Annotated in this window: 20 protein-coding genes; 11 read left to right on the forward strand and 9 right to left on the reverse strand. The window is 72.1% G+C overall.

Going from position 1 to position 20,600, the window contains the following annotated elements:
* Positions 1-10 precede the first annotated feature (10 nt).
* From ASF37_RS00465 to ASF37_RS00475, 3 genes are read left to right on the forward strand one after another with little or no spacing between them, the layout of a single operon-like run.
* Positions 11-439 (forward strand): hypothetical protein, encoded by a 429-nt coding sequence (locus tag ASF37_RS00465; protein WP_056554675.1) that lies wholly within the window; start codon positions 11-13, stop codon positions 437-439.
* On the forward strand, positions 436-1,599 hold the full coding sequence (locus ASF37_RS00470; RefSeq protein ID WP_055968273.1) for an MFS transporter: 1,164 nt from the start codon (positions 436-438) through the stop codon (positions 1,597-1,599). The genes ASF37_RS00465 and ASF37_RS00470 overlap by 4 nt, the downstream gene beginning before the upstream one ends.
* A 9-nt stretch (positions 1,600-1,608) precedes the next feature.
* Positions 1,609-1,995 (forward strand): low affinity iron permease family protein, encoded by a 387-nt coding sequence (locus tag ASF37_RS00475; protein WP_055968271.1) that lies wholly within the window; start codon positions 1,609-1,611, stop codon positions 1,993-1,995.
* Positions 1,996-1,999: 4 nt separating this feature from the next.
* On the opposite strand, the gene ASF37_RS00480 is transcribed toward ASF37_RS00475, so the two are convergent.
* On the reverse strand, positions 2,000-2,794 hold the full coding sequence (locus tag ASF37_RS00480; protein ID WP_056578507.1) for an alpha/beta fold hydrolase: 795 nt from the start codon (positions 2,792-2,794) through the stop codon (positions 2,000-2,002).
* Between the two features lie 45 nt (positions 2,795-2,839).
* Positions 2,840-3,748 (reverse strand): alpha/beta hydrolase, encoded by a 909-nt coding sequence (locus ASF37_RS00485; protein WP_055968267.1) that lies wholly within the window; start codon positions 3,746-3,748, stop codon positions 2,840-2,842.
* Positions 3,749-3,803: 55 nt separating this feature from the next.
* Between ASF37_RS00485 and ASF37_RS00490 the strand changes: the two genes are divergently transcribed.
* The 6 genes from ASF37_RS00490 (at position 3,804) to ASF37_RS00515 (ending at position 9,594) form a co-directional block, all read left to right on the forward strand.
* The gene (locus ASF37_RS00490; RefSeq protein ID WP_055968265.1) at positions 3,804-4,463 is read left to right on the forward strand and encodes an MBL fold metallo-hydrolase; all 660 of its coding nucleotides are present in this window, start codon (positions 3,804-3,806) and stop codon (positions 4,461-4,463) included.
* Positions 4,464-4,488: 25 nt separating this feature from the next.
* Positions 4,489-5,418 carry a DMT family transporter gene (locus tag ASF37_RS00495; protein WP_082506365.1) on the forward strand — a complete coding sequence of 310 codons (930 nt, stop codon included), beginning with the start codon at positions 4,489-4,491 and terminating at the stop codon, positions 5,416-5,418.
* Positions 5,419-5,463: 45 nt separating this feature from the next.
* Positions 5,464-6,999 (forward strand): UDP-N-acetylglucosamine 1-carboxyvinyltransferase, encoded by a 1,536-nt coding sequence (locus ASF37_RS00500; RefSeq protein WP_055968263.1) that lies wholly within the window; start codon positions 5,464-5,466, stop codon positions 6,997-6,999.
* A gap of 44 nt (positions 7,000-7,043) precedes the next feature.
* On the forward strand, positions 7,044-7,820 hold the full coding sequence (locus tag ASF37_RS00505) for a glycerophosphodiester phosphodiesterase (RefSeq protein WP_055968618.1): 777 nt from the start codon (positions 7,044-7,046) through the stop codon (positions 7,818-7,820).
* Entirely contained in the window at positions 7,817-9,157 is a 1,341-nt protein-coding gene (locus tag ASF37_RS00510) for an MFS transporter (RefSeq protein ID WP_055968261.1), read from the forward strand. The genes ASF37_RS00505 and ASF37_RS00510 overlap by 4 nt, the downstream gene beginning before the upstream one ends.
* A 62-nt stretch (positions 9,158-9,219) precedes the next feature.
* The gene (locus tag ASF37_RS00515) at positions 9,220-9,594 is read left to right on the forward strand and encodes an RNA polymerase-binding protein RbpA (protein ID WP_055968259.1); all 375 of its coding nucleotides are present in this window, start codon (positions 9,220-9,222) and stop codon (positions 9,592-9,594) included.
* 13 nt (positions 9,595-9,607) lie between these two features.
* Here the strand turns inward: ASF37_RS00515 and ASF37_RS00520 are convergent, their stop codons facing one another.
* From ASF37_RS00520 to ASF37_RS00530, 3 genes are read right to left on the reverse strand one after another with little or no spacing between them, the layout of a single operon-like run.
* Complete coding sequence (locus ASF37_RS00520) at positions 9,608-10,420, reverse strand: polyprenol monophosphomannose synthase (protein WP_082506366.1); 813 nt, start codon at positions 10,418-10,420, stop codon at positions 9,608-9,610.
* Positions 10,421-10,434: 14 nt separating this feature from the next.
* Positions 10,435-11,934: an apolipoprotein N-acyltransferase gene (lnt, locus tag ASF37_RS00525; RefSeq protein WP_055968257.1), complete on the reverse strand. Its 1,500-nt coding sequence runs from the start codon at positions 11,932-11,934 to the stop codon at positions 10,435-10,437.
* A 13-nt stretch (positions 11,935-11,947) separates the two neighbouring features.
* Positions 11,948-13,024, reverse strand: a complete 1,077-nt coding sequence (locus tag ASF37_RS00530) for a Xaa-Pro peptidase family protein (RefSeq protein WP_056578512.1) — start codon at positions 13,022-13,024, stop codon at positions 11,948-11,950.
* A gap of 106 nt (positions 13,025-13,130) precedes the next feature.
* Between ASF37_RS00530 and ASF37_RS00535 the strand changes: the two genes are divergently transcribed.
* Both ASF37_RS00535 and ASF37_RS00540 read left to right on the forward strand, forming a co-directional pair.
* Positions 13,131-14,678: a M20/M25/M40 family metallo-hydrolase gene (locus ASF37_RS00535; RefSeq protein ID WP_056578516.1), complete on the forward strand. Its 1,548-nt coding sequence runs from the start codon at positions 13,131-13,133 to the stop codon at positions 14,676-14,678.
* A gap of 136 nt (positions 14,679-14,814) precedes the next feature.
* The gene (locus ASF37_RS00540) at positions 14,815-15,750 is read left to right on the forward strand and encodes a 5'-3' exonuclease (RefSeq protein WP_235499930.1); all 936 of its coding nucleotides are present in this window, start codon (positions 14,815-14,817) and stop codon (positions 15,748-15,750) included.
* Here the strand turns inward: ASF37_RS00540 and ASF37_RS00545 are convergent.
* From ASF37_RS00545 to tatA, 4 genes are read right to left on the reverse strand one after another with little or no spacing between them, the layout of a single operon-like run.
* Positions 15,740-18,526: an RNA helicase gene (locus ASF37_RS00545; protein ID WP_056578519.1), complete on the reverse strand. Its 2,787-nt coding sequence runs from the start codon at positions 18,524-18,526 to the stop codon at positions 15,740-15,742. The two genes, ASF37_RS00540 and ASF37_RS00545, sit on opposite strands and share 11 nt — an antisense overlap.
* A 23-nt stretch (positions 18,527-18,549) precedes the next feature.
* Entirely contained in the window at positions 18,550-19,419 is an 870-nt protein-coding gene (locus ASF37_RS00550) for a YegS/Rv2252/BmrU family lipid kinase (RefSeq protein ID WP_056578522.1), read from the reverse strand.
* A 35-nt stretch (positions 19,420-19,454) separates the two neighbouring features.
* A complete protein-coding gene (tatC, locus tag ASF37_RS00555; protein ID WP_235492968.1) occupies positions 19,455-20,297 on the reverse strand; it encodes a twin-arginine translocase subunit TatC in 843 nt (280 codons plus the stop codon).
* Positions 20,298-20,300: 3 nt separating this feature from the next.
* Positions 20,301-20,579 (reverse strand): twin-arginine translocase TatA/TatE family subunit, encoded by a 279-nt coding sequence (gene tatA, locus ASF37_RS00560; protein ID WP_055968245.1) that lies wholly within the window; start codon positions 20,577-20,579, stop codon positions 20,301-20,303.
* Between the last annotated feature and the right edge of the window lie 21 nt (positions 20,580-20,600).

Below are 20,600 nucleotides of genomic sequence, written 5' to 3' on the forward strand. Positions count from 1 at the left end.
TCCTCGTGCGGTGAGTACTCCCCACCGTGTGGTCCAGCACGTCGCCCGCGTGCTGCTCGGCGCCTTCCTCGTCCTCGCCGGGGTGGCGCACGTCGTGGCGCGCGAGGAGTTCCGTGCGCAGGTTCCGTCGTGGTTCCCGGTCGACGAGGACCTCACCGTGCTCGCGTCGGGTGCGGTGGAGCTGGTCCTCGGTCTGGCGGTGCTGCTGGCACCGGCGGCACGGCGGGCGCTCGTCGGGCTGCTCGTCGCGACCCTGTTCGTCCTGGTCTTCCCGGGCAACGTCGCGCAGTACGTGGAGGGGGTCGACGCGTTCGGCCTCGACACGGACCGCGCGCGGCTCGTCCGCCTTCTCTTCCAGCCGCTGCTCGTGCTCTGGGCGCTGTGGTCCTGCGGAGCCTGGCCCCGCGCGGCGCGACCCCGCCCGGGGCGTGACACGTGACGCCCGCCGTCCGAGCGGCGCGCAACGCCGTCGCCGTCGTCTTCGCCCTCAACGGGTTCATGTTCGCCAGCTGGATGGCGCGGCTCCCCGCGGTCCGTGACGCGCTCGGGCTGTCCCCTGCCCAGCTCGGCCTGCTCCTGCTCGCGATCTCCGCCGGGTCGCTGACCGGCCTCCCGCTCGCCGGAGCCCTGTGCGACCGGTTCGGCGCCGCCCGCGTGGTCGCCGTGTCCGCGGTCGTCGTCGCCCTGGCGCAGACCGCCGCGGCCGCCGGGGCGGAGTCGGGCGTCGCGCTCGCCGCCGCGGTGCCGATGGCCTTCATGGGCTTCGGCATCGGTGCGTGGGACGTGGCGATGAACCTGCACGGCGCTCGTGTCGAGCAGCACATGGGTCGTACGGTGATGCCCCGCTTCCACGCAGGCTTCAGCCTCGGCACCGTGGTCGGTGCGGGGCTGGGCGCCGGTGCCGCGGCGCTGGACCTCGACCTGCGCGTCCATCTCGCGGCCACCAGCACGATCGGTCTCGTGGGCGCGCTCGCGGCGGTCCGGGCGTTCCTGCCCGGCCACGAGGACCACGGCGAGGATCCGCAGGGCGCACGGTCCGCGTCGGCCTGGACGGAGCCGCGCACGCTGCTCATCGGCCTGATGGTGCTGGCTCTCGCCTTCACCGAGGGGACGGCCAACGACTGGTTGGCGGTGGCCCTGGTCGACGGCTACGACGTGCCGGACTGGGCCGGTGCGCTCGGCTTCGGCGCCTTCGTCACGGCGATGACGCTGGGCCGGGTCGTGGGCCCGGCGCTGCTCGACCGCCACGGTCGGGTGACGGTGCTCTGGTCGACGATGGGACTGGCCTTCGTCGGCGTGCTGCTCACCGTCCTGGCGCCCGTCCCCGAGCTCGCGGTCGTCGGCATCCTGCTCTGGGGCCTGGGCGCCTCGCTGGGGTTCCCCGTCGGCATGAGCGCCGCCGCCGACGACCCGCGCCGCGCCGCGGCCCGGGTCAGCGTGGTCTCCACGATCGGGTACACCGCCTTCCTGGCCGGCCCGCCCCTGGTCGGCTTCGTCGGCGAGCACTCCGGCACGCTCCAGGCGCTGCTCGTGGTGGCCGCCCTGCTGGTCCCGTCCGCGCTCGTCGTTCCTGCTGCGCGGGAGCGCCGCACGCCCTAGCGTGCCGTCATGGGTACTGAGGAGGCCGCCCGCGGCGGCGACGACCGGTCCGTCTTCGACCGCTTCGTGGAGTCGGCGGAGTCGGTGGTCACCCGGGCTCCGTTCTTCCTGGTGTGCGCCGGCATCGTGGTGGCGTGGGCGGTCAGCCTGCCGCTCTGGGCCGACCTGAAGGCGTGGCAGGTCGCGATCCACACCGTCGCGAGCGTCCAGTCGCTGTTCCTGCTCGCCCTGCTGGAGAACGCCGGGCGGCGGGCCGAGGAGGCGTCGCAGGAGAAGCTCAACGTGATCGCCGAGGCGCTGGCCGACCTGATGGAGTCACGGGCGCGCGACGACGAACGGCTGGGCGAGTCGGTGCAGCGCCTGCGCGACGCGGTCGGTCTCGAGGACCGGCACTGACGGCTCAGGCCAGGAGGAAGGTCCGTAGCGCCGAGGCGAAGGCGTCCGGTTTCTCCGAGTGGACCCAGTGGCCGGCGCCCTTCACGGTCACGAGGCGTGTGCGGGGGAACAGGGTGCGCATGTGTTCGGCGTCGTCGTCGCCGACGTAGTCCGACCGCTCCCCCGCGAGCCAGAGGACGGGCCGGTCGAAGGTCCCGTCGATCTCGGGGAAGCCGCCGATGACCGGCAGGTCCCGGCGCAGGAGGGCGAGGTTCGCCATCCAGCGGAACCCTCCGCCCTCGCTCGGGGGGATCGATCGCAGGTTCTGCAGGAGGAACCCGCGCACCGTGTCGTCGTCGATCCGCTCGCGCAGCTGCTCGTCGGCGTCGCCGCGCCGCGCGAGCGTGTCGAGGTCGAGCGAGGCCAGGCTGTCCAGCAGGTGCTCGAACTCCCCGGCGCCGTCGCTCGGAGCAGGGGCGATGTCCACCACGACGAGTCGGTCCACGAGGTCCGGGTGACGCAGGGCCAGCACCATGGCGACCTTGCCGCCCATGGAGTGCCCCACGACGTGGGTGCGACCCCCCGACGCCCACCGCTCGCTCAGGAACGCCGCCACCTGGTCGGCCACGTCCACGTAGTCGACGGAGTCGGTCCACGCGGAGTGGCCGTGGTTGGGCAGGTCGACGAGGAGCGAGCGCAGCTCGGGCTGCAGCGCCTTGGCGGCCTGCGTGAAGTTGCGGCCCTGGCCGAAGAGTCCGTGCAGGAAGACGACCCGCTCCCCCGTGTCGCCGACCTCGCGGGCGTAGATGGCGTCGGTCACGGACCCAGGGTAGATCGGCGGTGAGGACCGTCCGCACGTGCCGTCCTAGACGAGTGCCCGTGCGATCGCGTCGGCCATGAGGTCCATCCAGCGACGCGCCTGGCGCAGGTCCGCCGGGTCGAGGAAGTAGTGGTCCTGACCGGGGACGACGTGGTGCTCCACCGGGATGCCCACGTCGGCGAGACGCCGCGCGTAGGCGTCCCCCTCGGCCCGCAGCGCGTCGTGCTCGGCGGTGACGACGAGCGCCGGTGGCAGCCCGTGCAGGTCGTCGGCGAGCAGGGGTGACGCGTACGGCTCGCTGCGGCGTGAGGCGTCCTTGAAGTACGTCGCGCGGACGAGCCGGACCGTCCGTTCGCTGATCATCGGTCGCGGGACCGTGGCGGGCTTGTGGGTGGTCGAGACGTCGAGCGACGGCACGCCGAGCAGCTGCAGACGCGCCGGCTGGTGCCCCTGGTCCCGGGCCTGCAGGCAGACCGACGCGGCGAGGTTCCCGCCTGCACTGAAGCCGCCGACCACCAGGCGGCGTCCGTCGAGGCCCTGCGTCCCGGCGTTCTGGGCGACCCACTCGACCACGTCGTGCGCCTGGTGGTGCGCCACCGGGTACCGGTGTCGCGGCGCCACGTCGTAGTCCACGTTCACCACGGCCGCACCGGTCGTGGCGACGACGTGCCGGGCGAAGAAGTCGTCCATCGCCGCGTGCCGCATGAGGAAGGCCCCGCCGTGCAGGTGCACGTAGACGCCTGGCGCCGAGGGGGCGTCCCCGGAGCGCGCCGCGTGCCGGCCTGCCGTGGGTCGGTAGACGTAGCAGCGGACGGTCCCGTGCCGGGTCGGCACCCGCCAGGTCTCGGGGTCCTCGACGTCGGCGCCGGAGATCTGCAGGGCGTCGCCGTAGCGCACCGTCAGCGGTGCGGTGAGGTTCATCAGGAGCGCCGTGGCGTCCGCGTACCAGCCCATGTGTGCCATTCGACACCGCGCTGCGTCCGGATCGGCGCAGGTGCATCATGGGCGTGTGAGGATCACGAGACTCGGACACGCCGCCCTCCTGCTCGAGACGTCGGGGGCGAGGGTGCTCGTCGATCCGGGCGCGTTCAGCCTCGACGCCGCCTTCGAGCTGAGCGACCTGGACGCCGTGGTCGTCACCCACCAGCACCCGGACCACCTGCACCCGGCGCGCGCCGCCGAGGTCGTGGCCGCCAGCCCGGGGGCGGTCTTCCTGGCCGATCCCGAGACCGCCGAGCAGCAGGGCGGACCGTGGCGCGCGCACGCCGACGGCGTGGTCACGCAGGTCGGCGACATCACCCTCACCGGCGTCGGTGCCCGGCACGCCACGATCCTGCCCTCGATCCCGGTGGTCGCGAACGTCGGCGTGCTCGTGGAGGGCCCGAGCAGCGACGGCGGGACGACCACGCTCTTCCACCCCGGCGACTCCTACGAGTCGACCCCGGCCGGTGTCGACCTGCTGGCGCTGCCCCTCAGCGCCCCCTGGGCGAGGATCAGCGACACGGTGGCCTTCCTGTCCGGCGTCGCGCCGCGCGGCTTCCTGCCCATCCACGACGCGACCATCGCCGACGTCGCCTACGACCTGTACTGGAACCACGCCGTGAACCACGGCGGGGTCGACGCCGAGCAGGCGCACCGCCTCGCCCCCGGCGACACCCTCGACGCCTGAGGTGGAACGCCCCCTCCTGCGGGCCATGACGGTCCCGCTGATGCTGCTGGTCGGTGCGCTCGTCACGCTGCAGTCGCGTGTCAACGGCTCGCTCGCCGGCCAGCTCGGTGACGGTCTGCGGGCCGGCGCCCTGGCCGCGGTCGTGAGCTTCGGCAGTGGTTTCCTCCTGCTCACGCTGGTGGTCCTGTCGCACCCGCGCCGACGGGCCGGGCTGCTGCGGGTGCGCGACGCCCTGCGGCTCCGCAGGCTGCGGCCGGTCGAGCTGCTCGGCGGCCTCGGCGGGGCCTTCTTCGTGGCGAGCCAAGGCATCGCCGTCGGCATCATCGGGGTGGCTCTGTTCATCGTGGCGTTCACGGCCGGTCAGTCGGTGGCGTCGCTCGTGGTCGACCACGTGGGGCTCGGACCGGGCGGCCGGCAGGCCGCGTCCCGACCGCGGGCGATCGCCGCCCTGTTCGCCGTCGCCGCGGTCACGGTCAAGGTGCTCGGCGACCTCCACGGCACCGAGCTCGGGCTCTCCCTGCTGCTGGCGTCCCTGGCGCTGGTGGCCGGGTGCCTGCAGGCGGTGCAGCAGGCGCTGAACGGTCGGGTCTCGGCGATCGGCGGTCCTCTCGCGACGACGTGGAACAACTTCGTCGTCGGCACGGCCGCTCTCCTGGTGCTGCTCGTGGTGAGCCTGGCCCTCCCCGGCCGGATCGACGGCTTCCCCACGCAGTGGTGGTACTACGTCGGCGGCGTCCTCGGGGTCGGCTTCATCGCGATCTCCGCCGTGGCCGTGCAGATCCACGGTGTCCTCGTGCTGGGGCTGTGCTCGATCGCCGGCCAGGTCGTCGCGGCGGAGGTCGTCGAGGTGGTCGATCCCGACGTCGCGGTGTCCCCTCTGGGCCTGCTCGGCGGGGTCCTGGCCGTGCTCGGCGTGGTCGTGGCGCTCGTCGCACGTCGGCCCCCGCGGAGGTGACCTGACCGTCGTTGTCTTATCTCACAACTGAGATAGTGTGGTCAGGTGACTTCACGAGACGACTACCTCGCCCGCATCGGCACCCTCATCCGCGACGCGCGTCAGCACAGCGGTCTCACGCAGACCGAGCTGGCCACGCAGCTGCGCACCAGCCAGAGCGCGGTCAACCGGATCGAGAAGGGCCAGCAGAACCTGACCCTCGAGATGATCGCGCGCATCGGCACGGCGCTCGACTCCGAGATCGTCAGCGTCGGCACGTCCGGCCCGAGCCACCTGCGGGTCAAGGGCGGCACGCGGCTCTCGGGCTCGATCGACGTCAAGTCCAGCAAGAACGCCGGTGTGGCGCTGCTCTGCGCGTCCCTGCTCAACGAGGGAACGACGATCCTGCGCAAGGTCGCGCGGATCGAGGAGGTCAACCGGCTCCTGGAGGTGCTGTCCTCCATCGGCGTGCGCACCCGCTGGCTGGGTGACGACGGCGACCTCGAGCTGGTCGTCCCGGCCGAGCTGGACCTCGCCGCGATGGACGAGGCCGCGGCCCGGCGCACCCGCAGCATCATCATGTTCCTCGGACCGCTCATGCACCGCGTGGAGCAGTTCGAGCTGCCCTACGCCGGCGGCTGCGACCTCGGCACGCGCACCGTCGAGCCCCACATGACGGCACTGCGCCCGTTCGGGCTCAAGGTCGTGGCCACCGAGGGCAGCTACCACGTCGACGCCGCCCGCGGCGTCGGGCCGGAGCGGCCGATCGTGCTCACCGAGCGCGGCGACACCGTCACCGAGAACGCGCTGCTGGCCGCCGCCCGCTTCGACGGCGTGACCGTGATCCGCAACGCGAGCCCCAACTACATGGTCCAGGACCTCTGCTTCTTCCTCGAGAAGCTCGGCGTGGGCATCGAGGGCATCGGCACGACGACCCTGCGGGTCACCGGCAAGCCGAAGATCAACACCGACGTCGACTACGCGCCGAGCGAGGACCCGATCGAGGCGATGAGCCTCATCGCCGCCGCGATCGTCACGCAGTCCAGCATCACCGTGCGCCGCGTCCCGATCGAGTTCATGGAGATCGAGCTCGCCCTCCTGGAGGAGATGGGACTGCACTACGACCGCAGCGAGGAGTACCCGGCCGAGAACGGCCAGACCAGGCTCGTCGACATCACCACGCACCCCTCGTCGTTGCGGGCACCGATCGACAAGGTGCACCCGATGCCGTTCCCGGGCCTCAACATCGACAACCTGCCGTTCTTCGCGGTCATCGCCGCCACGGCCGAGGGTCAGACCCTGCTGCACGACTGGGTCTACGAGAACCGCGCGATCTACCTGACCGAGCTCAACAAGCTGGGCGCGCGGGTCAAGCTGCTCGACCCGCACCGGGTCCTGGTCGACGGACCGACGCACTGGAGCGGGACCGAGATCGTGTGCCCGCCGGCGCTGCGACCGGCCGTCGTCATCCTGCTGGCCATGCTCGCCGCCAAGGGCACCTCCGTGCTGCGCAGCGTGTACGTCATCAACCGTGGCTACGAGGACCTGGCCGAGCGGCTGAACGCCCTCGGTGCGCAGATCGAGACCTTCCGCGACATCTGACGACGAGGGCGTCCCGCGGACCCTGCGGGCGCTAGCGTGAGGTGGTGTCCAGCCACCCGTACCTCGACGCGCCCCTCCCCCTGGCCCTGGCCCACCGCGGTGGCGCCCTGCTGCCGGTGAACGGGGGCCTGGAGAACACGTTGGCAGCGTTCACGAACGCGGTGGCGCTCGGGTTCCGCTACCTCGAGACCGACGTGCACGCCTCGCGGGACGGCGTCGTCTACGCGTTCCACGACGAGCACCTGGGTCGCCTGACCGGGGTCGACACGCCCCTGGCCGACCTGACGGCCGAGGAGGTCGACGCCGTGCGGGTGGTCGGCAAGGAACCGGTGCCGCGCCTGGCGACGTTGCTGGAGGCCTTCCCGCACGCGCGGTTCAACATCGACGTGAAGTCCGACGCCGCCGTCGTCCCGACTGTCGAGGTCATCCGTGCTGCCGGGGCGCAGGAGCGGGTCTGCCTCGCCTCGTTCTCCGGCCGTCGCCTGGCTCACCTCCGCCGGATCTGCCCCGAGGCCGCCCGCTCGGCCGGGCCGCTGGAGGTCGCGGCGCTGCGGCTGGGTCCCGTCGCGGCGATCCGCCGGTACGCCGCCCGGCGCGGTGTCCACTGCCTGCAGGTGCCGGTGCGCAGGGGCCCCGTGACGGTCGTGACGCCACGATTCGTCCGCCACGCGCACGCGACCGGCCTGCAGGTGCACGTGTGGACCGTCGATGACCCCGACGAGATGCGATGGTTGCTCGACATCGGCGTCGACGGCATCGTCACCGACCGTCCCGACGTCCTGCGCGACGTGCTGACCGAACGAGGAGCCTGGCCACGATGAGCACCGGACGCACGAGTCACGCTGACGGCGGCGGGGCGGTCGCCCGCAGCACCAGCCGGGGCCAGGTCCTGGCCTGGTCCTTCTGGGACTGGGGCTCGGCCGCGTTCAACGCCGTGATCGTCACGTTCGTGTTCTCGGTCTACCTCACCGACGGCGTCGGCAAGGACCTGCCCGGACCGGTCTCGGCCAGCACGTGGCTGGCGTGGTCGATCGCGGCCGGCTCCCTCGTGATCGCCGTCCTCGCCCCCGTCCTGGGCCAGCGGTCCGACGCGGGCGGGCGGCGCAAGCGCTCCCTGGCCCTGCTCACGGGCGCCGTCGTCGTCCTGATGGCCCTCATGTTCTTCGTGAAGGACGACTACCACTACCTGTGGCTCGGCCTGCTCCTGATCTCGCTGGGCATCGTGCTGTTCGAGCTGGCCCAGGTCCCCTACTTCGCCATGCTCCGCCAGGTGTCCACGCCCGAGACGGTCGGCCGGGTGTCCGGGCTCGGCTGGGGCTTCGGCTACCTGGGCGGCATCGTGCTGCTGATCATCGTGTTCGTCGGGCTGATCAGCGGCGACGGTGGCCTCCTCGGCGTGACCACCGACGACGGGCTCAACATCCGGCTCGTGGCGATCGTGTCCGCCGTCTGGTTCCTCGTGTTCGCGCTGCCCGTGCTGCTGTTCGTCCCCGAGCTCCCGGCCGAGGCGAGCCCGCTGCCCCGCACCGGCTTCGTCGACTCGTACCGCGTGCTGTTCGCCGAGGTGCGGACCATGTGGCGCGACGACCGCGAGACCCTCAAGTTCCTCATCGCCAGCGCCCTCTACCGCGACGGTCTGGCCGGGGTGTTCACCTTCGGTGCGGTCATCGCCGTGTCCGTGTACGGCTTCACCGACGAGACCGTGATCCCGTTCGGCATCGTGGCCAACGTGGCCGCGGCGGGCGGTGCGATCCTGGCCGGTCGTTTCGACGACCGTGGAGGGCCGCGTCGCGTGGTGGTGTTCTCGCTCGTGTCGATGATGGTCGTGGGCACGGTGCTGCTGTTCGTCGAGGGCAGCACGGGGTTCTGGATCTTCGGGCTGCTGCTGTGCCTGTTCGTCGGTCCGGCCCAGTCGGCGTCCCGCACCTACCTGGTGCGCCTCACGGCGGTCGGCAAGGAGGGCCAGAACTTCGGCCTCTACGCCATGACGGGGCGTGCCGCGTCGTTCCTCTCCCCCGCCCTCTTCGGGCTCTTCGCCTTCATCGGCGGTGACGACCGGTGGGGCATCGTCGGCATCCTCGTGGTCCTCGCCGCCGGGCTCGCGGCCCTCTTCCTGGTCGCTCCCCAGGTCCGCGACCGCGCACTCGAGGTGCGGTGACGACGTACTCAGGGGAATCTCAAGGGGGTGCCCTACGTTGGTACCGATGAGAGGAGTGACCCATGGCTGAACGAGCACTGCGCGGGGCCCGGCTGGGTGCCCAGAGCTTCGAGGACGAGCGCGGGGTCGAGATGGCCCCTCGTCAGGAGATCGAGTACGTCTGCGACGACGGACACACCTTCACGGTGACCATGTCGGTCGAGGCCGAGGTCCCCTACGAGTGGGAGGACCCGAAGACCGGCCGCATCGGCAAGCAGGCCGACGTCGCGGAGCCGGCGAAGAAGGAGGAGAAGGCGGCGCGTACCCACTGGGACATGCTGCTGGAGCGACGCTCGGAGTCCGAGCTCGAGGAGATCCTCACCGAGCGCCTGGAGCTGCTGCGCTCCGGCGAGATCGGTCCGCCGCACCTGCACCGTCGCAAGCGCAAGACGGCCTGACGGCCCGTCGGGCTCAGCCCGACCCGTCCGAGCCCGCCCCGAGACCCCGGTCCTGCACCGGGGTCTCGTGCTGTCCGGGTCCGGCGTCGCTGGGGCGGGGCAGCGCGGCCCGGGCGAGCGTTCCCACCCGCAGCCGGCGGGGCACCCGGCGGGCGAGGCCCCAGAGGGTCACGCGCCACAGCGCCTCGCGCACGATCGCCGAGCTCATCTTGGACCGTCCGAGAGCGCGCTCGACGAAGGTGACCGGCACCTCCACGATCCGCAGTCCTGCCGCGTGGACCCGGCGCGTCATGTCGATCTGGAAGCAGTACCCCTGCGAGGCGACGCCCGCGAAGGCGATCCGGCGCAGCGTGTCGGCCCGGAAGGCACGGAAGCCGGCAGTGGTGTCGTGCACGGGCAGGCCGAGCGCGAGGCGGGCGTACATCGTGCCGCCCCGCGAGATCATCCGTCGGTGCCAGGGCCAGTTGACCACCGAGCCCCCCGGGACCCAGCGCGAGCCGATGACGAGGTCGGCCGACGCGACGGCGGCCAGGAGGTCGGGCAGCTCCTCGGGCAGGTGGGAGCCGTCGGCGTCCATCTCCACCAGGACGTCGTAGCCGCGGTCCAGGCCCCAGGCGAAGCCGGCCCGGTAGGCGGCTCCGAGCCCGTCCTTGCCCGTGCGGTGGAGCACGTGGACGGCGGGGTCGCGCAGCGCTCGCTCGTCGGCGAGCCGGCCGGTGCCGTCGGGCGAGGCGTCGTCGACCACGAGGACGTCGGCGTCGGGGACGCAGCTGCGGAGCCGCTCGAGGGTGCCGGGCAGGCTCTCCGCCTCGTCGTAGGTCGGCATGATCACCAGGACGGTCACGACGACGTCCTCCGGACCGCGCGACGGCGGTGCAGGATGCCGAGGACCCAGCCCAGCAGACCGATCGACACCAGCGCCACGGCGGGCCAGCGGCCCGCGGCGGTGGCCGGGGTCGTCCCGGTGGCCGTGCCGACGTCGGCGACCAGCGTGGCGGGCTCCTCGGTGGGCGCCTGCTGGACCACGCGCCCGTCGGCGTCGACGATGCCGCTGATGCCGTTCGTCGACGGCACGACGACCCAGCGGCCGGTCTCGATCGCGCGGAGCCGCGAGATCTTGAACTGCTGCGCGGGCTGCGACGTGCCGGTGAAGCTGGCGTTGCTGGTCTGGACCACGAGCATCTCGGCCCCGCCGCGCACCGCGTCCTCGACGATGCCGTCGTAGGCGATGTCCCAGCAGATGGTGTCGCCGACGACGACGGACCCGGCCTGCAGGTCGCCCGCCCGGTCCCCCGGCAGCATGTCGCGCGGGATGTCGCGGTCGAAGCGCGGGACCAGCCCACCCAGCTCGCGACGGAACGGCACGTACTCGCCGTACGGCACGAGCCTGCGCTTCACGTAGACCTCGCCGGGGCCGTCGCCGTTCCAGACCACACCGGCGTTGTAGGCGGTGTCGTTCGTGGGGCCGTCGAGGATGGCGCCCACGAGGATCGGCGCACCGATCCGTTGCACCAGGGACTCGATGCGGGCGGCGAGGGCCTCGTCGGCGAAGGGGTCGACGTCGAGCGCGTTCTCCGGCCAGATGACGAGGTCCGGTGCCTGGGTCCGCCCGGACTCCACGGCCGCCGCCAACCTGCTCGTCTCGGCGAGGTGCAGCTCGCCGATCTCGCCGCGGGGCCAGGTCAGGAAGGCGCCCGGCGTGTTGCCCTGGATCGCGGCGACGCGCCGCTCCGGACCCGGGTCCGCGAGCCCCGTGGGCAGGAACAGCCCGCCCAGGATGACGGCGACGACGACGGCGACGGCCGCGGTCCGACGCAGGACCCCGGAACCGGCCAGCACGACCAGCATCGCCGCGAGCACGAACAGCAGGGCGGACGTGCCGGGCATCCCGACGAGGCGCGCGTACGGGGCGAGCGGGGTGTCGATGGACGTGTGGGCCAGGCGTCCCCACGGGAACCCGGAGAACGGGAAGCCGCCGCGCACCTGCTCGCCCAGCACCCAGGCAGCGGCGCCCCACACGGGCCACCAGGGCAGCCGTAGCGCCGCGCGGAGCGGCAGGGCGATGACGGCCAGCAGCACGGTCTGCGCGACCACGAGCGCGACGTAGGCCCCGCTGCTGACCGCGTTCATCCACCAGATGAGCGGCGCCATGAAGGCGAGTCCGTAGACCGCACCCGTGGTCATGACCGCGACCACGCGAGCCTCCGCCTGGCGGCGCAGCACCCAGACGAGCAGGGCCACGCCGACGACCATCGTGTACGGCACGGACCACGGGTCGAAGGCTGCCGCGCTGAGCAGTCCGGAGACGGCCGCCAGCACGGCGGCCAGGTACCACCTCATCGGGGTGACCGTCTCACAGGACCGTGAGCGCGCGCGGTGCGTGGTTGAGGACCTCGAGGCCGTCGTCGGTGCAGACGGCGATGTCCTCGATGCGGGCGCCGAAGCGCCCCTCGAGGTACACGCCGGGCTCGATGGAGAACGCCATGCCGGGCTCCAGCACGAGGGCGTTGCCCTCCACGATGTAGGGCTCCTCGTGCGTCTCGGTGCCGATGCCGTGCCCGGTGCGGTGGATGAACAGGTCCCCGAGGCCGGCGTCGACGAGGACCTGGCGACCCACGGCGTCGACGGACTCCGCGGTGACGCCCGGTCGTGCGTGCTCGCGCTGGACGCGCTGGGCCTCCTCCAGCACGGCGTACGCCTCGAGGTACTCCGCCGGGGCGCTGCCGCCGGCGAGGTAGTTGCGGGTCGAGTCCGAGCAGTAGCCGGCCGCCGTCGTGCCGCCGATGTCGACGACCACGGGGTCACCCAGCTCGATCGTGCGGTCGGAGACCTCGTGGTGGGGCGACGCACCGTTGGGGCCGGAGCCGACGATGACGAAGTCGACCTGCGCGTGCCCCTCGTCGACGATCGCGCGGGCGATGTCGGCGCCGACCTCGCGCTCGGTGCGTCCCGGACGGAGCCACTCCCCCATGCGGGCGTGCACGCGGTCGATGGCGGCGCCCGCGTCGCGCAGGGCCGCGATCTCGTCGGTGTCCTTGCGCATGCGCAGCTGGGTGAGCAGGGGGCCGGCGAGGCTGACCCGGGCGAACCGGTCCTGCAGGGCCAGGACGCGCTCGGCCCACATCTGGTTGTCGACCGCCACGGTGGCGTCGGCGGGCAGGAGCGAGGCGAGGAGGGCGTAGGGGTCGTCGGTCTCGCCCCAGGTGGCGATCTCCACGTCGACCCCGGCGGCCTCGGCGGCCGCCCGCTCGAGCGCGGGCACCACGAGGGTCGCGGGCCCGTCGGCGGGCACCACCAGGCAGGTCAGACGCTCGAGCGGCTTGGCGTGGTAGCCGGTCAGGTAGCGCAGGTCGGCGCCGGGCGTGACGAGCACGGCTCCGACGGACTGGGCACGAGCGAGCTCTTGGGCGCGGATCCAGCGAGAAGTCACCCGCCGAGCCTACGTCGTGGGCCAACGCAGGACCTTCGACAGGTGCCCCGTCCGCCGCCGTCGCCTAGGGTGAGGCGTACATCACATCGAAGGATCGGGGGGTCCCATGCGCAAGATCGTCGCTGCCACCGCAGCCGTCGTCCTGTCCGCCGGGCTCGTCTCCGCGTCACCGGCACTCGCCGGTGGCTCGAAGGGCGAGGTCGACACCACCAAGCTGACCAAGGCGGTGCAGGTCAACGGGGTGCTCCAGCACCTGCGCCAGCTGCAGACCATCGCCAACCGCAACGGCGGCAACCGAGCGTCCGGACTGCCCGGCTACGACGCGTCGTCGGCCTACGTCGCCAAGACGCTGCGTGCGGCGGGCTACACCGTGCGCAAGCAGACGTTCACCTTCCCGTTCTTCGCCGAGAACGGCCCGGCCACGCTGACCCAGCTCACGCCGGGCGAGAAGACGCTCGAGACGGCCGTGTTCACGTACTCCGGATCGGGTTCGGTCACCGGCACCGTCGTGCCGACGAAGGACGTGGTCATCCCGGCCACGCCCGAGCCGAGCAGCACCTCCGGGTGCGAGGCGTCGGACTTCGAGGCGGCCCCCGCGGATCCCGCGATCGCGCTGGTCCAGCGCGGCACCTGCGACTTCGGCGTCAAGGCGGCCAACGCGAAGGCCGCCGGCTACGACGCCGTCATCATCTTCAACGAGGGCAACCCCGAGCGCACCGAGCTCGCCGTGGGCACGCTCGGCACCCCGATCGACGTCCCGGTCGTGGGCCTGTCCTACGACGACGCCGTCGCCCTCGTCCAGGACGCACGCTCCGGCGGTGCCACCGCTCGCGTCACGACGGACACGGTGACCGACCTCGAGCGTGAGACGCACAACCTGATCGCCGACTGGCCGAAGCGCACGAAGAACGACGACCAGGTCGTCGTGGTCGGTGCCCACCTGGACTCCGTCCCGGAGGGCGCGGGCATCAACGACAACGGCACCGGCACCGCGGCGATCCTCGAGATCGCCGAGCAGATGGCCACGACCGGCTACACGAAGAGGGCACAGCGCCCCGTCCGCTTCGCCTTCTGGGGTGCCGAGGAGCTGGGCCTGCTCGGCTCGCAGCACTACGTCGACACGCTGTCCGACGCGAACCGGTCGAAGATCTACGCGAACCTGAACTTCGACATGCTGGGCTCGCCCAACTTCGTCCGGCTGGTCTACGACGGGGACGGGTCCGCGTTCGGCGCTGCCGGTCCCGCCGGGTCGGGCCAGATCGAGAAGGTCTTCACCGACTTCTTCGACGGCTCGGGCCTCGAGACCGATCCGACCGCGTTCGACGGCCGGTCCGACTACGGACCGTTCATCCAGTACGGCATCCCGGCGGGCGGCCTGTTCAGCGGTGCCGACGACGTCAAGACGCCCGAGCAGGCTGCGATCTACGGGGGTACGGCGGGCGAGACGCTCGACCAGAACTACCACTCGGCCGCCGACGACATCACCAACATCAACACGACGGTGCTCGGCCAGCTGAGCGACGGTGCGGCGCACGCGACGGCGACGTTGGCGCTGTCGAAGAAGGGTCTCTACGGCGACGCCGCGCGGGCCAAGGTCCGCACGAGCGCCAAGAAGGCTCCGGCCGTCACCCAGGGGCCGCAGGCCCAGCGTTGACGACACCGCGTTGACGACACCGCGCTGACGCGTTCCTCGCGTCTCGGAACACCATCGCCCTCCCAGCACGACCGGGAGGGCGATGGTGTTCGGGTTCGGGACGGTAGTCGCCCTGGCGACGCCCTACGCTGGCGACGTGACCACCGGACGCCTGCTCCTCCTCGACTCCGCCAGCCTGTACTTCCGCGCGTTCTACGGCGTGCCCGACTCGTTCAAGGCGCCCGACGGGACGGTGGTGAACGCGTTGCGCGGGCTGCTCGACTTCGTCTCGACCCTCGTCGACCAGCACTCCCCCGACGCCGTGGTCGCGTGCTGGGACGACGACTGGCGTCCGCAGTGGCGGGTCGACCTGCTGCCCTCCTACAAGACCCACCGGGTGGCCGAGGTCGCCGACCCGACCTCGGGTGAGCTGGTCGCGGAGGAGTCGCCGGAGCTGCTGAGCCCGCAGGTCCCGCTCATCGCCGAGGCGCTGGGCATCCTCGGGATCCCCGTGGTCGGCAGGCAGGGCGCCGAGGCCGACGACGTCATCGGCACGCTCGCGCAGGCGTGGGACGGGCCGGTCGACGTGGTCACCGGCGACCGCGACCTCTTCCAGCTCGTCGACGACGACGCGCAGGTGCGCGTGCTCTACACCGCGCGAGGGGTCTCGTCGGCCGACGTGGTCGACGCCGCGTGGATCCGCGCCAAGTACGGCGTGGAGCCGCAGCAGTACGCCGACTTCGCCACCATGCGCGGCGACACGTCCGACGGCATCCCCGGCGTCGCCGGCATCGGCGAGAAGACCGCCGCGACGCTGCTGGGCGAGTTCCACGACCTCGACGGCATCGTCGCGGCCGCCCAGGACCCGGACTCCTCGATCAAGCCGCGGGTCCGGCAGTCGCTGCTGGACACCCGCGACCTGATCGACGTCATGCGTCAGGTCGTGCGGGTGCGCGACGACGTGTGCGGCACCGACGTCGTGCGGCCGCTGGCGCCGCTGTCCCCCGAGCAGCGCGACGCCCTCGAGGCGTTCGGGGCGCGGTGGGGCCTCGGTGGCGTGCCGGAGCGTCTCGTGAAGGCGCTCAGCCGCTGAGCGAGGAGTAGGCCACCACACCGCGTCGCAGGCCGTCGAGCGTCTGCCGGGCGGTCGTGCGCAACGGTCCGGGGCCGGCGGCGTCGGCGACCTGCGCGACGAGGTCGATGAGCTGCTTCATGGCGCGCACGAAGTCACCGGCGGCCATGCCCGTGGTGCGCAGGACCTCGTCGAGCGGTGCTCCACCGACCCAGGCCGACGCGGTCTCCGCGAACCCGAAGTCGGGCGTGGACAGGAAGCGGACCCGGTTCCGACGCTCCAGGGCCTGCAGGTCGGCGCACAGCGCGAGCATCGTCTCCGAGACGTCGAGCGTGCGTCGGTCCGGGAACCGAGGGGCGGGCGGGTCGTCGATCCTGCTCTCGAAGGTGAGGCCCGACAGCACGGCACCCAGCTGGCCAGCGTCCAGACCGTCCCAGACCCCCTGCCGCAGGCACTCGCTGACGAGCAGGTCCAGCTCGCTGTACAGCCGCTGCAGGCGACGGCCGTCGGTGGTGACCTCGTCGCCGTCGAGATAGCCGAGCTCGTCGAGGACCTCGCACACGTGGTCGAACTGGCGCGCCACGGTGTTGGTGCGCTGCTCGATGCGGCGCCGCTGGTTGGCGGTGTCGCGCTCGAGCTTGGTGTAGCGCTCGGCCCATCGGGCGTGCGCCTCGCGATCGGGGCACGCGTGGCACGGGTGCTCCTTCATCGCCCGCCGCAGCTCGGCCACACGCGGGTCGGTGCGCTCGTCCGCGACCCGCTCGGTCGGGCGGTCGGCGTGGTAGCCGGTGTCGTTGTGCCAGCGCAGGCCCTCGGCGCGGTCCCGCAGCGAGGACGCGAGGTCGCGGCGCGCCTGGGCGTTGCGCGCGTTGAACGACCTGGGGATCCGCATCCGCGTGATGGGCTCCACCGGCACCGGGAAGTCGATCGTCCCGAGACGCCGCGAGTGGCGGCTCGCCGTGAGCACGAGCGGACGAGGAGCCTCCGGAGACCCGCTGACACCGGGGTCGAGCACGACGGCGAGCCCGGCGAACTTGCCCCCGGGCACGTTGATGACGTCGCCGACCTTGAGCGCCGCCATCGACGCGACGGCCTCCTGGCGGCGGTCGGCCTTGCGCTGGCGTGCTCCGGAGGACTCGACGTCGCTCAGCTCGCGGCGCAGCGCCGCGTACTCCAGGAAGTCTCCGAGGTGGCACTGGGCGGCCTCGCGGTAGCCGTCGAGCGCGTCGTCGGCCTTGCGGATCTGGCGGACCATCCCCACCACGGCGCGATCGGCCTGGAACTGGGCGAACGACTGCTCGAGCAGCTCGCGTGCCGGCCGGCGGCCCATCTGGTCGACCAGGTTGACCGCCATGTTGTAGGAGGGCCGGAACGAGGAGTTGAGCGGGTAGGTGCGGGTGGAGGCGAGACCGGCGACCTGCCGGGGGTCGAGCTGGGGCTGCCAGAGCACGACACCGTGCCCCTCGACGTCGATCCCGCGTCGTCCGGCCCGCCCGGTGAGCTGTGTGTACTCCCCCGGCGAGACGTTGACGTGGGCCTCTCCGTTCCACTTCGTCAGCCGTTCGATGACGACCGAGCGTGCGGGCATGTTGATGCCGAGCGCCAACGTCTCGGTGGCGAACACGACCTTGACGAGCCCGTCGCTGAACAGCTGCTCCACGACCTCCTTGAACGCGGGCAGCATGCCCGCGTGGTGCGCGGCGACTCCTCGCCCCAGACCGTCGCGCAGCTCGTGGAAGCCGAGGACGTGCAGGTCCTCGTCGGGCAGGTGCGCGCACGCCTCGTCGACCCGCGCCTCGATCTCCTTGCGCTCGTCGGGCGTGGTCAGCATGATGCGCGCGTCGAGCACCTGCTGGACGGCCGCAGCGCACCCGGCCCGGCTGAAGACGAAGACGATGGCGGGCAGCAGGCCCTCGGCCGCGAGCTTCTCGACGACCTCCACCCGGCTGGGCGTGCGGTGCCGGCTCTGCGGCCGCTTGCCGCCCTTGGCCGGCCGGCCGCGACCGCCGCCCTTGCGTGCGCGGTCCAGCTGCCAGTCCTGGCGCGCCATGCTCTCGAGCTGGCGGTTGACGCGGGGGCCCTCGTCGGACGACCCGCTCGAACCGGGTCGGGTCTCGGCCGTGTCGTCCTCGAACAGCGGGAACAGCTTGCGACCCACCAGCACGTGCTGGTGCAGAGGGACCGGGCGCCGCTCCTCGACGATCGTGGTGGTGGAGCCCCGGACCTCGCTGAGCCAGTCGCCGAACTCCTCGGCGTTGGAGACCGTGGCCGACAGCGAGATCACGCTGACGGACTCGGGCAGCCCGATGATGACCTCTTCCCACACCGCTCCGCGGAAGCGGTCCGCGAGGTAGTGCACCTCGTCCATGACGACGAAGCCGAGCCCGTCGAGGGTGCGCGAGCCCGCGTAGAGCATGTTGCGCAGCACCTCGGTGGTCATGACGACCACCGGAGCCTCCCCGTTGACGGTGCTGTCGCCGGTCAGCAGCCCCACACGGTCGGCGCCGTAGCGCTCGACCAGGTCGTGGAACTTCTGGTTCGACAGCGCCTTGATCGGCGTGGTGTAGAAGCACTTGCGCCCGGTCGCGAGGGCGAGGTGCACCGCGAACTCACCGACGAGCGTCTTGCCGGAGCCCGTCGGAGCCGCGACCAGCACCCCGCGCCCGTCCTCGACCTCGTGGCACGCCTCGACCTGGAAGGGGTCGAGCGTGAAGCCGTAGAGACCACGGAACTCGGCGAGGTGGGGGTGGCGACGCGAGGCCGTGGCCTGGGCGAACTTCTCGGCCGGGCTCGTCATGCTCCCCAGCCTACGGATCGCGGCTACGGAACGAGGACGCGCAACGCGGCGGGGCGCACACGGGTCGTCATCGGAAGAGGGCCGAGACGCTCGCCGTCGCCGTACGCGACGATGCCCGGGCACTCCAGGACGGCCTCGCGGACCAGGTGCCGCTCGAACTCCGGGAGGTCCACGTGCGTCCCGCGGTACAGCCGCGGGAACACGCGGACGAGCTTCGTCTTGCTGACCGGCCTGATGATGCAGACGTCGAGCAGGCCGTCGTCGAGCACCGCCCCCTCGGCGATCCTCAGCCCCCCGCCGAAGGACGGTCCGTTGCCCACGGCCACGAGCATGGCCTCGGTGTCGAGCCTGACGCCGTCGAGGGTCAGCGTGAACGACAGCGGGGAGAACGCGCGGAGCTCGGCGAGGATCGCGAGGTTGTAGCGCATGTTGCCGCGGGGCCAGCGCATGGCGTTGGCGCGCTCGTTCACCTTGGAGTCGAAGCCCGACGCCACGACGGTGACGACCGGCCCGTGGTCGGTGTCGGCGAGGTCGATCGTGCGCGTGCGGCCCGACAGGACGACGTCGAGCGCGGCGTCGGGGTCCCCCACGGGGATCCCGAGCGACCGTGCGGTGTCGTTGCCGGTGCCGGCGGGCAGCAGGCCGACGGTGACGTCGCGCGCGGTGAGCGCCGGCAGCACGTCGTGCAGCAGGCCGTCACCTCCGACGACGAGCACCAGCTCCGATCCCGCGTCGACCTCGGCCGCGACGGCAGCGCGCGCCTGGGCGCCGTCGGCGCTGTGCACCCGCACCATGTCGTGACCGGCGCGGGTCAGGCGGTCCCCCGCCTCCCGCGCGATCTGCTCGCCCCGCTGCTTGCCCGAGACCGGGTTCACGACGAGCGTCACGAGCATGGCCGCAGCCTAGACCCCGCGCAGTCGCACGATGGTCAGTCCTCGTCGAGGCGTGACGGTCCGTCGAGCGGGGAGGCGTCGTCGTCGGCGGTCGCGTCGACGCGCTCACGTCCGCGCCGCCGATCGGTGATCTTGGTGATGATCTCGGCGATGAGGTAGAGCACCGTCATGGGTGCGGCCAGGAAGAGCATGGTGAGCGGGTCGGTGGTGGGCGTCGCGATCGCGGCGAACACGAAGATGCCGATGATGGTCCAGGGCCGTGCCGACGCCAGCTGCTTCGCCGACACGATCCCGAGCCGGTTCAGCATGACCACGACGAGCGGGATCTCGGCGGCGACGCCGAAGACGAGCAGCATCTTGATGATGAAGTCGAAGTACTCGGCCCCGGTCACGAGGCTCCCGAACCCGTCGGGCACGAACCCGATGAGGATCTCCATCGCCTTCGGCAGGACGACGTAGGCCAGGGCGGCGCCACCGACGAACAGCGGGGCGCCGGTGCCGGCGAGGATGGCCGCCCACTTCTTCTCGTGCCGGTGCATCGCCGGCAGGATGAACGCCCACAGCTGCCACAGCCACAGCGGGCTCGAGGCCAGCAGGCCGAACACGAGCGAGATCTTCAGCTGGAACTGGAACGCGCCGCCGACGCCGGTGATGACCAGCTCGGACTCGATGCCCTGCGTCTGCAGGATCGGCCGCATGTCGTTGTACGGCTGGGTGAGGAAGTCCAGGATCGGGCCGTAGAAGACGAACCCCAGGATCGTGAAGACGAGGATCGCGAGCACGGCACGCGTGAGGCGCGTCCGGAGCTCGCGGAGGTGCTCCACGAGCGGCATGGTGCCGCCGGTGGCCCCGGACGGCGTGCCGCTGATCGCGGCCAAGCCTTAGCCCTGCTCGGGGGTGGAGTCGCGGCGCACCGGCTCGGGGCGCACCGTGAGGTCGTCGGCGACCTGGTCGGGGCGCACCGTCGGGTCGGAGGCGGCGGCCACGTCGGCGTCGTCGCGCTTGTCGTCGCCGTCGTTCAGCTCCTTGACCTCGGACTTGAAGATCCGCAGGGCACGTCCGGACCCGCGGGCGAGCTCGGGAAGCTTGCGGCCGCCGAACAGCAGCAGGACCACGCCGAGGATGAGGAGGATCTCCGTAGGGCCGATCTGCCTGAACATGATGTCTCTTTCGTCGGGTGC

This window comes from Aeromicrobium sp. Leaf289 (assembly GCF_001423335.1).
Lineage (GTDB): Bacteria > Actinomycetota > Actinomycetes > Propionibacteriales > Nocardioidaceae > Aeromicrobium.